The organism is Haloarcula pelagica (assembly GCF_030127105.1).
GTDB classification, from domain to species: domain Archaea; phylum Halobacteriota; class Halobacteria; order Halobacteriales; family Haloarculaceae; genus Haloarcula; species Haloarcula pelagica.
Genome location: NZ_CP126161.1, coordinates 1,730,579 through 1,744,445, shown reverse-complemented (window position 1 = coordinate 1,744,445; position 13,867 = coordinate 1,730,579). Strand labels below are relative to the sequence as shown.

The 13,867-nt window shown below is 68.4% G+C and carries 14 protein-coding genes and 1 pseudogene; 13 read left to right on the top strand and 2 right to left on the bottom strand.

Annotated features, from left to right (window positions below):
* Positions 1–95 precede the first annotated feature (95 nt).
* From P1L40_RS09180 to P1L40_RS09160, 5 genes are read left to right on the top strand one after another with little or no spacing between them, the layout of a single operon-like run.
* A complete protein-coding gene (locus P1L40_RS09180) occupies positions 96–1,325 on the top strand; it encodes a translation initiation factor IF-2 subunit gamma (protein ID WP_284011031.1) in 1,230 nt (409 codons plus the stop codon).
* On the top strand, positions 1,325–1,732 hold the full coding sequence (locus P1L40_RS09175) for a twitching motility protein PilT (RefSeq protein ID WP_284011030.1): 408 nt from the start codon (positions 1,325–1,327) through the stop codon (positions 1,730–1,732). Before P1L40_RS09180 ends, P1L40_RS09175 begins: the two co-directional genes overlap by 1 nt.
* Positions 1,733–1,735: 3 nt before the next feature.
* Positions 1,736–2,314 carry a DNA-directed RNA polymerase gene (locus P1L40_RS09170; protein ID WP_284011029.1) on the top strand — a complete coding sequence of 193 codons (579 nt, stop codon included), beginning with the start codon at positions 1,736–1,738 and terminating at the stop codon, positions 2,312–2,314.
* A complete protein-coding gene (gene spt4, locus P1L40_RS09165; protein ID WP_284011028.1) occupies positions 2,314–2,511 on the top strand; it encodes a transcription elongation factor subunit Spt4 in 198 nt (65 codons plus the stop codon). The genes P1L40_RS09170 and spt4 overlap by 1 nt, the downstream gene beginning before the upstream one ends.
* Before the next feature lies 1 nt (position 2,512).
* Positions 2,513–3,055 (top strand): GTP-dependent dephospho-CoA kinase family protein, encoded by a 543-nt coding sequence (locus P1L40_RS09160; protein WP_284011027.1) that lies wholly within the window; start codon positions 2,513–2,515, stop codon positions 3,053–3,055.
* A gap of 30 nt (positions 3,056–3,085) precedes the next feature.
* Here P1L40_RS09160 and P1L40_RS09155 read toward each other — a convergent pair.
* Positions 3,086–4,122: pseudogene (locus P1L40_RS09155) on the bottom strand (TIGR01177 family methyltransferase).
* Positions 4,123–4,260: 138 nt separating this feature from the next.
* Between P1L40_RS09155 and P1L40_RS09150 the strand changes: the two are divergent.
* From P1L40_RS09150 to P1L40_RS09130, 5 genes are all read left to right on the top strand, one after another.
* The gene (locus tag P1L40_RS09150) at positions 4,261–4,824 is read left to right on the top strand and encodes a TATA-box-binding protein (protein ID WP_276178855.1); all 564 of its coding nucleotides are present in this window, start codon (positions 4,261–4,263) and stop codon (positions 4,822–4,824) included.
* 111 nt (positions 4,825–4,935) lie between these two features.
* Positions 4,936–5,325 (top strand): DUF7473 family protein, encoded by a 390-nt coding sequence (locus tag P1L40_RS09145; RefSeq protein WP_284011052.1) that lies wholly within the window; start codon positions 4,936–4,938, stop codon positions 5,323–5,325.
* Between the two features lie 50 nt (positions 5,326–5,375).
* Positions 5,376–6,671: an MFS transporter gene (locus P1L40_RS09140; RefSeq protein WP_284011026.1), complete on the top strand. Its 1,296-nt coding sequence runs from the start codon at positions 5,376–5,378 to the stop codon at positions 6,669–6,671.
* Between the two features lie 63 nt (positions 6,672–6,734).
* Positions 6,735–7,160 carry a hypothetical protein gene (locus P1L40_RS09135; RefSeq protein ID WP_284011025.1) on the top strand — a complete coding sequence of 142 codons (426 nt, stop codon included), beginning with the start codon at positions 6,735–6,737 and terminating at the stop codon, positions 7,158–7,160.
* Positions 7,161–7,197: 37 nt separating this feature from the next.
* Positions 7,198–8,823 carry a gamma-glutamyltransferase family protein gene (locus tag P1L40_RS09130; RefSeq protein WP_284011024.1) on the top strand — a complete coding sequence of 542 codons (1,626 nt, stop codon included), beginning with the start codon at positions 7,198–7,200 and terminating at the stop codon, positions 8,821–8,823.
* 85 nt (positions 8,824–8,908) lie between these two features.
* Here the strand turns inward: P1L40_RS09130 and hisG are convergent, their stop codons facing one another.
* Positions 8,909–9,757: an ATP phosphoribosyltransferase gene (gene hisG, locus P1L40_RS09125; RefSeq protein ID WP_284011023.1), complete on the bottom strand. Its 849-nt coding sequence runs from the start codon at positions 9,755–9,757 to the stop codon at positions 8,909–8,911.
* An 85-nt stretch (positions 9,758–9,842) separates the two neighbouring features.
* Between hisG and P1L40_RS09120 the strand changes: the two genes are divergently transcribed.
* The 3 genes from P1L40_RS09120 to P1L40_RS09110 all read left to right on the top strand — a co-directional run bounded on the left by P1L40_RS09120 (position 9,843) and on the right by P1L40_RS09110 (position 13,805).
* The gene (locus P1L40_RS09120; RefSeq protein WP_284011022.1) at positions 9,843–11,147 is read left to right on the top strand and encodes an amidohydrolase; all 1,305 of its coding nucleotides are present in this window, start codon (positions 9,843–9,845) and stop codon (positions 11,145–11,147) included.
* Positions 11,148–11,273: 126 nt separating this feature from the next.
* Positions 11,274–12,401, top strand: coding sequence for a hypothetical protein (locus P1L40_RS09115; protein WP_284011021.1), 1,128 nt, complete (start codon positions 11,274–11,276; stop codon positions 12,399–12,401).
* A 126-nt stretch (positions 12,402–12,527) separates the two neighbouring features.
* A complete protein-coding gene (locus P1L40_RS09110) occupies positions 12,528–13,805 on the top strand; it encodes an adenosylhomocysteinase (protein WP_284011020.1) in 1,278 nt (425 codons plus the stop codon).
* Positions 13,806–13,867 lie beyond the last annotated feature (62 nt).

Here is a 13,867-nt window from a genome sequence, read left to right as displayed (position 1 = left end):
TCGGCCGCACGTGGGGCGATCGTGGCTCTCGCGCGTGCAGAACAGTAGGTTTATCACCCGCAGGCGGCGAACTTCCCACCACGATTACTCCCGACATGACATCGAACAAACAACCGGAGGTGAACATCGGACTCGTCGGCCACGTCGACCACGGCAAGACCACGCTCGTCCAGGCGCTCTCAGGTGAGTGGACCGACCAGCACTCCGAGGAGATGAAACGCGGTATCTCTATCCGGCTCGGCTACGCGGACGCGACGTTCCGTCGCTGTCCCGAGGCCGAGGAGCCCGAGGCGTTCACCGTCGAAGAACACTGCGAGGACCACGATGTCGACACCGACCACCTCCGAACGGTGTCGTTCGTCGACGCCCCCGGCCACGAGACGCTGATGGCCACGATGCTGTCGGGCGCAGCGATCATGGACGGTGCGGTCCTGGTCGTCTCCGCGACCGAACCCGTCCCGCAGGCACAGACCGAAGAACACCTGATGGCGCTCGACATCATCGGTATCGACAACATCGTCATCGCCCAGAACAAGGTCGACCTCGTCGACCAGGACCAGGCGATGCGCAACTACGAGCAGATCCAGGAGTTCGTCGAGGGGACCGTCGCAGAGGACGCCCCCATCGTCCCGATCAGCGCCCAGCAGGAGGCCAACATCGACCTGCTCATCGACGCCATCGAGCAGGAGATCCCGACGCCCGAGCGCGACCCCGACGCCGACCCGCGCATGATGGTCGCGCGCTCGTTCGACATCAACCGCCCGGGCACTACCTGGGAGGACCTGATGGGCGGCGTGCTGGGCGGCTCGCTCGTCCAGGGCCAACTCGAAGTCGACGACGAGATCGAACTCCGGCCCGGCCGCGAGGTCGAGGAGGGCGGCAAGACCGAGTGGCGGCCGGTGACCACCGACGTTCGCTCGCTGCAATCGGGCGGGGACTTCGTCGACACGGTCACCCCCGGCGGGCTACTGGGCGTCGGAACCGGACTCGACCCCGCGATCACCAAGGGCGACGCCCTGGCCGGCCAGGTCGCCGGCCCGGAGGGCACGCTCCCGCCGACCCGCGAACAGTTCACGATGGACGTGGACCTGCTCGAACGGATCGTCGGCGACGAGGGTGGCGAGGTCGAACAGATCTCGACCGGCGAACCGCTCATGTTGACCATCGGGACGGCCACGACGGTCGGCTCGGTCACCAGCGCCCGGGACGGGGAGTGTGAGGTCGCGCTCAAACGGCCCGTCTGTGCCGAATCCGGTGCGAAGATCGCCATCAACCGCCGTGTCGGCGCGCGCTGGCGACTCATCGGTGTCGGGACGCTGCGTTGATGATCGTGCTGGACACCAACGCACTCATGATGCCGGTCGAGTGTGACCTCAGACTGTTCGAGGAACTCGACCGGGTCGTCCGCGAGACGATCGACCGCTCGGCCGACGACGCCAGCGCAGTCGCCTACGTCGTCCCCGAGGCAGTCCGTGCAGAACTGGACAAACTCGCCGACGGCGCCGGCGCCGAGGCGACCGCGGCGGCGGTCGGCCGGGACCTGCTCGATCGGTGTTCGATCCGGCGGACCGACGCCGACTACGCCGACGACGCGGTGCTGGAACTGGCACGCAGCGACGACGCGACACACGCAGTCACGAACGACAAACCCCTGAAACGCCGCCTGCTCGACGCAGGCGTTCCGGTAATTAGTTTACGGGGCAAGAACAAACTGGGTATCACTCAACCATAACACATGTACAAACGGGTACGCCTCCGCGATACGGTCGAAGTTCCACCACGGCATCTGGCAGACGTTAGTCCGGATCTCGTCAAGAAGCTCCTGCAGGACAAACTCGAGGGACGGATGGACGAGGATGTCGGCAGCGTCGTCTCGGTCATCGAAGTCCACGACATCGGTGACGGGGCCGTCCTGCCCAACAAACCCGGCGTCTACTACGAGGCCGAGTTCGACGCGCTGACGTTCGATCCACAGATGCAGGAAGTCGTCGACGGCGAGGTCGTCGAAGTCGTCAACTTCGGTGCCTTCGTCGGCATCGGCCCCGTCGACGGCCTGCTGCACGTCTCCCAGATCTCCGACGAATATCTCGCGTACGACGAGGAGAACAACCAACTCGCCTCCCGCGAGTCCAACCGAATCCTGGCCGAGGGCGACGCCGTCCGGGCCCGCATCGTCACCAAGAGCATCGACGAGCGCAACCCCCGCGACTCCAAGATCGGGCTGACGGCCAAACAGGTCGGCCTGGGCAAGCACGGCTGGCTCCAAGAGGAGCGCGAGAAACGCGAAGCAGCGGCGGAAGCCGGTGAGAGCTGATGGCGGACCGACTCGTCTGCCGGGACTGTCACCGCGTCCAGGGCGCCGAAATCGAGAGTCAGTGTGAGGCCTGTGGCGGTACCTCGCTGACCGAGGACTGGGCTGGCTACGTCGTCATCGCCCACCCCGAGAAGTCCGACATCGCCAAAGAGATGGAAGTGACGAAGCCGGGCCAGTACGCGCTGAAGGTCCGCTAACGTGGCAACCGTCGTTCTCGAACTCCCGGCGGCGCTCCGGACGGCACTCAAGGAGCCACTGGGGCCGATCTACACCGACACAGCGGCGCTGCTTGCCGACGCCGGCGACCCGATCGTCGCGGTCGGCGACATCGTCACGTACCACCTGCTCGAAGCCGACCGGACGCCCGACGTGGCACTGGTCGACGGCCGGACCCACCGCAGCGCGGTCGACGAGGCGGTCGAGGCCGCCGTCGACGGGTTCGACCGCGAGGTGACCGTCGAGAACCCGGCGGCGACGCTGACCGAGGAGCTGCTCGCCGCGCTCCGGGCCGGACTCGACGACGACGGGACGACGCTGCTCGTCGTCGACGGCGAGGAGGATCTGGCGGCGCTGCCGGCGGTGCTCGCCGTGCCCCCGTCCGGGAGTGTCGTCTACGGCCAACCGGACGAGGGGATGGTGCTGGTCACGCCCGACGGCGACGCGCGCGACCGGGCGCGGTCGCTGCTCGAACGGATGGACGGCGACAGCGACCGGGCGCTTGCGGTTTTACGCGGCGAGTGAGGCGGTTCGACAGCAGCCGCGTCTGTGGTGTCACGAGAGGACGTGGACGTGCCGGACCAGCGACCGGTGGACGCGCCGTTCGAACCGGTCGGTGACGGTCCAGCCGGCGTCCACTGCGGCGTCGCTCCAGTCGCGGTCGGCGACGACGACACACCGCGGTGCGACCCGGCGGGCCTCCGCGAGCGCGCCCGAGACGAGCGGCGCGAGGTCGCCCTCGATGCGGGACTGGCGGCCGTAGGGCGCGTCGAAGACGACCGCGTCGACGGCGCCGTCCGGGAGCGGGAGCGAGGCCGCGTCCGACCGGAAGAGGTCCCAGCGACCCGGTTCAGGGTAGTCGTCCCGGCCGGGGTGGCCGTCGCCGTCGAGGACGTGCCGGAGGTTCTTCCGGCTCCCCGCGACCATCTTCCGCTGTGCGTCGCCGCCGAGCACGCTGGCGCCCAGGAGGCCGGCCTCCAGGAGGACGCCGCCGGTGCCACACATCGGGTCCAGGACGGTCGCGCCCGGGCGGGCACCGGCGATGTTGACGAGCGCGCGGGCCTCCAGGGGCGCCATACTACCCGGCTGGAAGAACGGCCGGTCGGTCGGCCGGCGACCGCCGAAATCGCGGTGGCTCTCGACGGCCAGCCACCCGACCGCACAGCAGGCCGCGCCCTCGCTCTCGTTCGACTCCTCGTCGCCCGCGGGATCGGTGAAGTAGGCGTACAGGACGTTGTCGGGGGTCTCCAGGTCGACGGCGAAGCCCTGCCCGGTGAGTACCCCGCCGAGTTCGCGCTCCGCGCGCTGTGTGTCGACGCCGGTGGTGCCACGAACGTCGACCGCGCGCACGGCGACGGTCCCCTCGCGGTCGAGCGGTGCCGACGTGAGCACGGCGCGTGCGCTGTCGATGTCCGGGTCGCCGGTCCCGACCAGTTCGCAGGCGCGGTGAGTCAGCGCGAGGTGGCCCACTCGGTCGGTGATCCCGCGTGCGGTGGCCAGCCCGGCCCGATCCGCTCGACGCCGCTCGCCCCGCTGGCCGCTTCGCGGGCCGCGAACGCGTCGTCCTGGCCGCCGAGTTCGAGGACGTACACGCCCGAGTGCTGTCTCCCGGCGCGTATGAGCGTGCCGGTCCCCGGCTCAGCAGTCAACAGAATGACGTTTCCACTGGCCGACCTGTCATCGATGGCATGAACCTTTATAAGCCTTAAATACGAGGTTTAAATCGAGATATGGCTGACCCCAAGGAGACCATCAACATCGAAAACGTCGTCGCCTCGACTGGAATCGGTCAGGAGCTCGACCTCCAGAGTGTGGCGATGGACCTCGAAGGGGCGGATTACGACCCAGAGCAGTTCCCCGGCCTCGTCTACCGCACCCAGGACCCCAAATCGGCGGCGCTGATCTTCCGCTCGGGCAAGATCGTCTGTACCGGCGCGAAATCCACCGAGGATGTCCACCAGAGTCTACGGATCGTCTTCGACAAGCTCCGCGAGCTGAACATCCAGGTCGACGAGGAGCCCGAGATCGTCGTCCAGAACATCGTCACCAGCGCGGACCTGGGCGAGAACCTCAACCTCAACGCTATCGCGGTCGGGCTGGGGCTCGAGAACATCGAGTACGAGCCCGAGCAGTTCCCCGGGCTGGTCTACCGCCTCGACGAACCCGACGTGGTCGCGCTGCTGTTCGGGTCGGGCAAGCTGGTCATCACCGGCGGCAAGGAGCCCGAGGACGCCGAGAAGGCCGTCGATCAGATCGTCTCCCGGCTCGACGACCTCGGGCTGTTGACCGACTGATCGACCGGCCGATCGTCGCTCCGGACGGCACCGACTCCCGGGGCCGGTGTCTCACACCGATCCCGCTGAAACACAACGCACAAGCGCCGCGCGGCCCCACAGTGGAACATGTTGCTTCAGGCCGGCCCGTCGGGACTGACCGGCGGCGGACTGCTGGCGGTGGTCGTCACGCTGCTCGTCACGTGGCTGTTCTACGCCGCCACTCTCCACCTGGCGGCGACGTTCTTCATCGGCGAGGTCCCCAGCCAGCTCGCGGCCAAGGCCGCGATCGTCCCCGCGATCGTCTCGCTGTTGCTCCAGCAGTACGGCCTCCAGAGCGGTATCGTCTCCCCGAGCCTGGGCGTGCTGGTCGTCGTCCTCGTGACGATGCTGGCCGACGGCATCGCGATCAGTGCCGTCTACCGTCTCTCGGGCCGCTCGACCGCGCCGCTCGTGGTGTTGCACTTCACCTTCGCGGCGGTGCTTGGCATCGCGCTCAACAACATCTTCGGGCTCGTCTGAGCCGGTCCGGAAACCGTTAACCGCCTTCGCCCGTTCCCTCCCGGTATCGGATGCGAGAGAACGATCGCGCCATCGTCGCCTTTACCGGACTGTCACACGCCGTCGTCCACACCTACGAGCTGTCGATCCCGATTCTCGTGCTCGTCTGGCTCACCGAGTTCCCGGTGACGACGGCGACACTCGGATCGGTGGTCGCCGTCGGGTACGGCCTGTTCGGGGCCGGTGCGCTCCCCGGCGGGGTGCTGGCCGACCGATACGGCCCGCAGTGGCTCGTCGTCGGCTGTCTCCTGGGGATGGGTGGATCGTTCCTGTTGGTGAGTCTCGCCCCGAACGTCCCGACGATCGCGCTCGCGCTGGGGGTGTGGGGACTGGCAGCCAGTGTCTACCACCCCGCCGGCCTGTCGCTCATCTCGACCGGGGTCCACGACCGCGGGACCGGCTTCGCCTATCACGGGATGGCCGGCAACGCCGGGATCGCGCTCGGCCCGCTCGCGACCGCGCTCCTGTTGCTCGTCTTCGACTGGCGGCTGGTCGCCGCGCTGCTCGCGATCCCGGCGGTCCTGGCGGTCGGCGTCGCCCTCACCGCGGAGTTCGACGCGACGGCGGCCGTCAGCGCCGACGGGGGGACCGAGGACGGGGCGGGCGAGGACGACGCAGCGACGACCGAGGAGACCGACGCACCCGCGTCCCTGTCGGCGTTTCTGGCCGACTCCCGGACGCTGTTCACCGCCGGCTTCGCGCTGGCGCTCGGCGTCGTCGCGATGAACGGACTGTTCTACCGGGGGACGCTCACGTTCCTCCCCGACGTGTTGAGTGGGTACCTCCCCAGTGTCACCGAGTACGTCCGGCTGTTCGAGCCCGGCAGCGCCATGGCCGAGGAGTTCGACCTGGCGTACTACATCTACACGGGGCTGCTCGTGGTCGGGATCGGCGGCCAGTACGTCGGCGGAAAACTCACCGACAGGGTACCGGTGACGACCGGCCTCGCCGGCGTCTTCGCGGGGCTCTGTGTCGTCGGCGTCCTGTTCGTCCCGGCGGCCGAGGCCGGCGTCGGCCCGCTGCTTGCGGTCAGCGCGGTGCTTGGCTTCCTGTTGTTCGCCATCCAGCCGCTGTATCAGGCGACCATCGCGGAGGTCAGTCCGGCGGGTGACCGGGGGCTGTCGTACGGCTACACCTACCTGGCGAACTTCGGCGTCGGCGCGGCCGGCGCGGCGGTGTCGGGCTACCTGCTGTCGGCCGTCGGCGAGGGCGGGACCTTCCTGGGGCTGGCGCTCTTCCCACTGGTCGGCGTGGTGCTCGCGGTCGCCCTCCGCGGCCGGCGCGGAACGGACGCCGGGGCGGCATGACGACACTCAGTCCCGGTTTGACTGTCCACGAGACACTTACGCCAGCCAGGCGAACAGCCGGATATGTCACTCGACCGTCGACAGTTTCTCGCGGCCGGTGCCGGGGCCGCCTCGGCCCTGACTGCGGGCTGTGCGGGCCGACTCACGCAGTGTGTCCCGTTCGGCGGGGACGGACTGCCCCACGATGCGGCACTCGCCGTCACACCCGTCGACTCGGTGCCCGACGACGCCGACACCGTCGCTCTCGCCGACTTCGCCGAGCGGGAACGCGAGATGCTCCGGACGGCCATCGACGAGGGAGTCGTCAGAGCGTGCATGCGCGAGGAGACTGACCGGACAGCCGCGCTCGACGGGATCGCCGACGCGGTCGGTGTCGATACGTACCTCACGGACGGTTCGGACGCCTACGGCCTCTGGGTCCGCATCACCGACCAGGTGTTCGCGGCGAGCGGCGACCCGCCCGAGGACGACGCCTCGCCCTGTTGCTGACACAACCGTTTTCCGGGCTGCCGCCGCCACTCTCCCCATGGACAGCGAACCGAACCTCGACCGGTTCGACTCCCGGCGGTCGACGGCCTACGGGACCCGCGGCGTCGTCGCGACGAGCCAGCCACTCGCCGCTCAGGCGGGTATCGATACCCTCCGGGACGGGGGCAACGCCTTCGACGCGGCCGTCGCGACGGCGGCGACGCTCAACGTCGTCGAACCGATGAGTACCGGGCTGGGTGGAGACGCCTTCGCCCTCTATCGGACGGCGGACGGCGATATCGGCGCGATGCGGGCCTGTGGCGGCGCGCCAGAGGCCGCCACGCTGGAGCAGGTCCGCGAGGCCGCCGCCGCGGAACAGGGAGGCGACCCCGCCGACGCCGAGATGCCCGAACGCGGGCCGCTGGCGGTGACCGTGCCCGGTGCCCCCCGGGGCTGGGAGGCCACCGTCGAGCGTTTCGGCCGGCTGGACCTGGAAGACGTGCTCGCCGACGCCATCCACTACGCCACCGAGGGGTTCCCGGTCAGCGAGGTGATCGCCTCGGCCTGGGATCTCTGTGAACCGGCGTTGCGGAACGACGCCGCCCGCGAGCAGTATCTCGTCGACGGCGAGCGCGCCCCGTCGGTGGGCGAGACGGTCGCGCTCCCCGAACTCGGGTCGACTCTGGCGACGCTCGCGGCCGAGGGCGCCGACCCGTTCTACGAGGGCGAAATCGCCGACGAGATCGTCGCGACGGTTCGGGACGCCGGCGGCCTGCTCGATCAGTCCGACCTCGCGGCGTTCACCGTCGAGTACCCCGACCCCGTCTCGACCACCTACGACGGCGCGGAGGTGTTCGAACTGCCGCCGAACAACCAGGGACTCGTCGCGCTGGAGGCACTGAACGTCGCCCAGCAGCTCGGCGTCCCCGAGACCGACGATCCGGTCGAGCGGACCCACCTGCTCGCGGAGGCGACGAAACTGGCCTTCACCGACGGCCACCGCTACATCACCGACCCCGACTACGAGTCGATCCCGCCGCTGAACTCCGCCGAGTGGGCACGCGAGCGGGCCGCCGAGATCGGCCAGGCGGCCATCGACTCGCCCGAAGTGGGGATGCTCGACTCGCCGGCGGAGGACGCCGACACCGTCCTGCTGACCGTCGCGGACGGCGACGGCAACGTCGTCTCCTTTATCAACTCTCTCTTCATGGGCTTTGGCAGCGGACTGGTCGCCGGCGACACCGGCCTCACCCTCCAGAACCGCGGCGCGTCGTTCGAACTCGATCCCGACCACCCCAACCGCGTCGCCCCGGGCAAGCGCCCGTTCCACACGCTGATCCCCGGGCTGGTACGGTTCGGCGACCGCGACTGGGCCGCCTTCGGCGTCATGGGCGGGTACATGCAGCCCCAGGGCCACGTCCAGGCCCTCTCGAACCTGCTGGACCGTGACATGCCGCTGCAGGCCGCGCTTGACGAACCGCGCTGGCGCTACCGGGAGGACGGGACCCTGGCGACGGAGGCCCGGTTCGACGCCGACGTGGCCTCGAAACTGGCCCGCCGCGGGCACGACGTAGCCGTCGACATCCCGCCGCGCTTTGGCGGCGCACAGATCGCTCGGTGGGCGGACGGGACGCTGTCGGGGGCGACCGAACCGCGCAAGGACGGCACCGTCGACGTGTTCTGAGCGGGTGGTACCGTGATTGCGGTCGCGGTCTGTTGCCGTCGCGGCAGCGGAGCGCCCCGAGGATACCCGGTGACGGAAAAAGATACTATTCCACCAGGCGCTCGATCTCGGTCACCAGCACGTCGCTGGCGCCCACTCGCTTGAGGTCGTTGATCGTCTCGAACACGTCGCTGTCGTCGACGACGGCGTGGACGGCCACGTCCTCGCGGCCGGCGATGTCCATCACGGTCGGGCCGCCCATGCCCGGAAGGACCTCCTCTACGTCGTCGACGGCGTCCTGGGGGACGTTCATCATCAGGTAGCGTTTCCCCTCCGCAGCGAGGACCGACTGGAGCGCGGTCCGGACCTGCTGGACCTTCTCGTCGTCGGCCACGTCCTCGCGGGCGAACAGCCGGACCGACGACTGCAGGACCTCGTCGACGATCTCCAGGCGGTTCATCCGCAGCGTGGTCCCCGTAGAGGTGATGTCGACGATGCCGTCGGCGATGTCGACGTGGGGGGTCAGTTCGGTCGCACCGGAGACCTCGGTGATGTCGACATCGATGTCTAACTCGGCGAAGTAGCTCCGTGTGACGTTGGGGAACTCCGTGGCGACTCGGCCGCCGTCGAAGTCGTAGACGGTCTCGATGTCGCTCTCCTCGGGGGCGGCCAGGACGAGTCGACAGCTCCCGAACTCCAGGTCGAGGAGTTCGTCGAGGTTGTCCGGGTCGGCCTCGTGGACCTGGTCGAGCCCGGTGATGCCCACGTCAGCGGCGCCGTCGGCGACGTACTCCGGGATGTCGGCGGCCCGGGCGTACAGCACCGTCACGTCGGGATCGACCGTGTCGGCGTACAGTTGGCGGTCGGCCCCGTCGACGATGTGCAGCCCGGCCCGTTCCAGCAGGTCCTCGGCGGGGTCGTGCAAGCGGCCCTTGTTGGGGACGGCGATGCGCATACGGACCCTGAGAGGGGAGCGGGCAACTGCTTTTCCCTCCCGGAGAGCCGCCCCAACTAAGAGCGGTCGCCCCGAACCCGGTTCCATGACCGACCTTCTCGTCAGCGGTGGGCGGGTGCTCCGACCGGACCGGACAGTCGAACGTGCCGACATACTCCTCGACCAGGACGGCGGCGAGATCCTGGCCGTCGACGACCCGGGCGAACTGGGCGGCGACGACGAACTCGACGCCGACGGCGGCCTCGTGATCCCCGGGCTTGTCAACGCCCACACCCACGTCGCGATGACGCTGTTGCGGGGCTACGCCGACGACAAGCCCCTGGACCGGTGGCTCCAGGAGGACATCTGGCCTGTCGAGGCGGAACTCACCGCCGAGGACATCCGCGTCGGCGCGGAACTGGGCCTGGTCGAGATGCTCAAGTCCGGGACGACGGCGCTGTCGGACATGTACTTCCACGTCGAAGAGATCGCCGACGCCGTCGAGCAGGCCGGCCTGCGCGCGGTGCTTGGCTACACGGCGGTCACCGTCGGCAAGGACGACGAGGGTGCCCGGGCGGACCTCGAAGAGAGCCTGTCCGTCGCCCGGGACCTCGACGGTGCCGCCGACGGTCGCATCAGGACGACGTTCCAGCCCCACTCGCTGACGACCGTCGGCGAGTCCTATCTCCGGGAGTACGTTCCCCAGGCAGTCGAGGACGGGCTGGCGATCCATCTGCACGCGAACGAGACGACCGACGAGGTCGATCCGCTCGTCGACGAGCACGGCGTCCGCCCGCTCGAATACGCCGACGACATCGGACTGCTCGGCGAAGATACCTTCCTGGCTCACTGTGTCCACGTCGACGACAGCGAGATCGAATTGTTGGCCGACCGCGACACTGGAGTCGTCCACTGCCCGGCCTCGAACATGAAACTCGCGAGCGGTATGGCGCCGGTCCAGGAGTTGCTCGACGCCGGTGTCACCGTCGGCCTGGGGACCGACGGTGCCGCCTCGAACAACGATCTGGACATGTTCGACGAGATGCGCGACGCGGCCATGATCGGGAAACTGGCGGCCGACGACGCCAGCGCGGTCGACGCCGGCACCGTCGTCGAGATGGCGACGAAGCACGGTGCGGAGCTACTGGGCTTCGACAGCGGGCGGATCGAAGCCGGCGCCAACGCGGACCTGGCGGTGCTGGAGCTGAACAGTCCCCACCTGACCCCGGCCCACGACCTCGTCTCGCATCTGGCCTACGCTGCCCGCGGGAGCGATGTCCGTCACACTGTCTGTGACGGGCAAGTTCTCATGCGTGATAGCGCGGTCACCGTCTTCGACGAGGCGGCGGTTCGCGACCGGGCCAGCGACCACGCCCGCGCCCTTATCGAGCGCGCGACCGACGACGAATAAACGACGAGGGCAGTTTTTAAACACTCTAAACAGTTCTCAAGCATTTCCATCACTTCCGGAACGACGGTGAACGAACTGAACGGCAGGGGGGGTTTACACCGGGTTCGGGTATACCGGAGAGACGAGATGAACGCGAAACTGTCAGCATTGATCGCTTCACTGGGCCTGGTCCTGTTTGCCGTCGGACCGGGTGCACTCGGAAGTGTCGGGGCGGCGACGGCGGGTAACGCCGGTAACGCCGGGAACGCATCGCTCGGCGTCAGCGTCACACAGGCGGGCAACCAGGCCGCCACGGTGTCGGTGACGGCGAACGACTCCGCCGTCGAGAACGCCTCGGTCAACGTCACCGTGCGTGACGAGAACGTCACCTACGCTGGCGCAGGCAACTACACGACCGACGAGAACGGGACGGTCGACCTGCCGGCGCCCAACGAGACGCTGACCGTCGACGTGACCGCGACGGCCGACGACCGCACGGCGACGACGATGGAGACGCTGAGTGAGCGCACGGAGATCGACTCCCCCGATGCGTTCGACGACGCGTTCACTTCCTACGTGATGTATCTGATCGTCAGCGGCTACTACACCGGACCGGACGCTGACACCGCCCGTATCGGCGAGGAGATCGCCGAGTTCACGGCGGCGAACAACCCGAGCACGATCGACGACGGGTCCGAAGACGACGGCGACGAGACGGAGGATAGCGACAACGATACCGAGGACGACACCGAAGACGACGAGACCGACGGTGAGCGTGGTCCCCCTGAGGACGCCGGCCCGCCTGAGAACGCTGGCCCGCCCGAGGACAGTGACGATTCGGACGACAGCGAAGAGTCCGACGACGAGCGCGGCCCGCCTGAGAACGCCGGCCCGCCCGAGCATGCCGGTCCGCCGGAGGACAAGTTCGACGACGACGAGGAATCCGAGGACAGCGACGACGCGGACGAAGAGGAGTCCGAAGAGAGGGAGGATAGCGACGAAGAGGAGTCCGAAGAGAGGGAGGATAGCGACGAAGAGGAGTCCGAGGACAGTGACGATGCAGACGAAGAAGAATCCGAGGACAGTGACGATGCGGACGAAGAAGAGTCCGAAGACAGCGACGACGCGGACGAAGAAGAGTCGGAGGACAGTGACGATGCGGACGAAGAGGAGTCCGACGACGACGAACGCGGTCCGCCCGAGAACGCCGGTCCGCCCGAGAACGCCGGCCCGCCCGGCCACGCTGGTCCGCCCGCCCACGCCGGCCCGAAGTAACGCTCGCGACCTGATCGGCTGACACAGCCGAACCGCGGGACCTTTTTTAGGATCGACGGCCAGCCACCGCGCGGTCGATCGTCTCCGTTCGGTAGGGTTTAGGGTCCGGTCGCCTACCGTTCTAGCATGACAGAGCCGATCTCAGCCCGTCTCGACGATGTCGAGACGGCCCGTGAGTCCGGTCGCCGGAAGATGGACTGGGCGGCCCAGCACATGCCGATCCTCTCGGCACTGCGCGAGCAGTTCGAGGCCGACCAGCCGTTCACCGGCGAGACGATCGGGATGGCGATGCACGTCGAAGCGAAGACCGCGGTCCTTGCAGAGGTCCTGGCCGCCGGTGGCGCCGAGGTGGCGATGACCGGCTGTAACCCGCTCTCGACGCACAACGATGTCTCGGCGGCGCTGGACGACGTGGTCGGCGTCACCTGCTACGCCGAGCGCGGCGTCGACGACGAGGCCTACTACGACGCGATGGAGGCCGTACTGGCCCACGAACCGACGATCACCGTCGACGACGGGATGGACCTGGTGGCGATGGTCCACGAGGACTACCCCGAACTGATCGACACGATCGTCGGCGGGGCCGAGGAGACGACCACGGGCGTCCACCGACTGCGTGCGATGGACGAGGACGGCCAACTCGACTACCCCGTGTTCGCGGTCAACGACACGCCGATGAAACGGCTGTTCGACAACGTCCACGGGACCGGCGAGTCCTCGCTTGCCTCCATCGCCATGACGACGAACCTCTCGTGGGCCGGCAAGACCGTCGTCGTCGCCGGCTACGGCCACTGCGGGAAAGGCGTCGCCAAGAAGGCCAGCGGCCAGAACGCCGACGTAGTCGTCACGGAGGTCGAGCCCCGGCGCGCCCTCGAAGCGCACATGGAAGGCTACGACGTGATGCCGATGGCCGATGCGGCCGAGGTCGGCGACGTGTTCATCACGACGACGGGCAACCGAGATGTCATCGTCGAGGACCACTTCGAGGCCATGCAGGACGGCGTCTTGCTGGCCAACGCCGGCCACTTCGACGTGGAGATCGACCTGGACGCCCTCTCGGACCTAGCGGTCGACACCTACGAGGCCCGCGACGGCGTGCAGGCCTACGAGATGGCCGACGGCCGGCGGCTGAACGTTCTCGCGGAGGGTCGGCTGGTGAACCTGGCGACCCCGATCGCCCTGGGCCACCCCGTCGAGGTGATGGACCAGAGCTTCGGCATCCAGGCCGTCGTCGTCCGCGAACTCGTCGAGAACGGCGACGCCTACGACGCCGGCGTCCACGACGTTCCCGACCGACTGGACAAGGAGGTCGCGGAGATCAAACTCGACGCCGAAGGGGTCGCCTTCGACTCGCTTACCGACGAGCAGGCAGAGTACATGGACTCCTGGCAGCACGGGACGTAGGTTCTCGCGCCGAGCGAGCGGACCGGACAGCCGAACGGCGTAGCCGTGCGGTAGGAGGGGCC

What these genes read in the sequence shown, in the direction of transcription:
- P1L40_RS09180 (WP_284011031.1), top strand. Translation starts at nt 96, where the DNA reads ATGACATCGAACAAACAACCGGAGGTGAACATCGGACTCGTCGGCCAC.
- P1L40_RS09175 (WP_284011030.1), top strand. Translation starts at nt 1,325, where the DNA reads ATGATCGTGCTGGACACCAACGCACTCATGATGCCGGTCGAGTGTGAC.
- P1L40_RS09170 (WP_284011029.1), top strand. Translation starts at nt 1,736, where the DNA reads ATGTACAAACGGGTACGCCTCCGCGATACGGTCGAAGTTCCACCACGG.
- spt4 (WP_284011028.1), top strand. Translation starts at nt 2,314, where the DNA reads ATGGCGGACCGACTCGTCTGCCGGGACTGTCACCGCGTCCAGGGCGCC.
- P1L40_RS09150 (WP_276178855.1), top strand. Translation starts at nt 4,261, where the DNA reads ATGGCTGACCCCAAGGAGACCATCAACATCGAAAACGTCGTCGCCTCG.
- P1L40_RS09140 (WP_284011026.1), top strand. Translation starts at nt 5,376, where the DNA reads ATGCGAGAGAACGATCGCGCCATCGTCGCCTTTACCGGACTGTCACAC.
- P1L40_RS09135 (WP_284011025.1), top strand. Translation starts at nt 6,735, where the DNA reads ATGTCACTCGACCGTCGACAGTTTCTCGCGGCCGGTGCCGGGGCCGCC.
- P1L40_RS09130 (WP_284011024.1), top strand. Translation starts at nt 7,198, where the DNA reads ATGGACAGCGAACCGAACCTCGACCGGTTCGACTCCCGGCGGTCGACG.
- hisG (WP_284011023.1), bottom strand. Translation starts at nt 9,757, where the DNA reads ATGCGCATCGCCGTCCCCAACAAGGGCCGCTTGCACGACCCCGCCGAG.
- P1L40_RS09120 (WP_284011022.1), top strand. Translation starts at nt 9,843, where the DNA reads ATGACCGACCTTCTCGTCAGCGGTGGGCGGGTGCTCCGACCGGACCGG.
- P1L40_RS09115 (WP_284011021.1), top strand. Translation starts at nt 11,274, where the DNA reads ATGAACGCGAAACTGTCAGCATTGATCGCTTCACTGGGCCTGGTCCTG.
- P1L40_RS09110 (WP_284011020.1), top strand. Translation starts at nt 12,528, where the DNA reads ATGACAGAGCCGATCTCAGCCCGTCTCGACGATGTCGAGACGGCCCGT.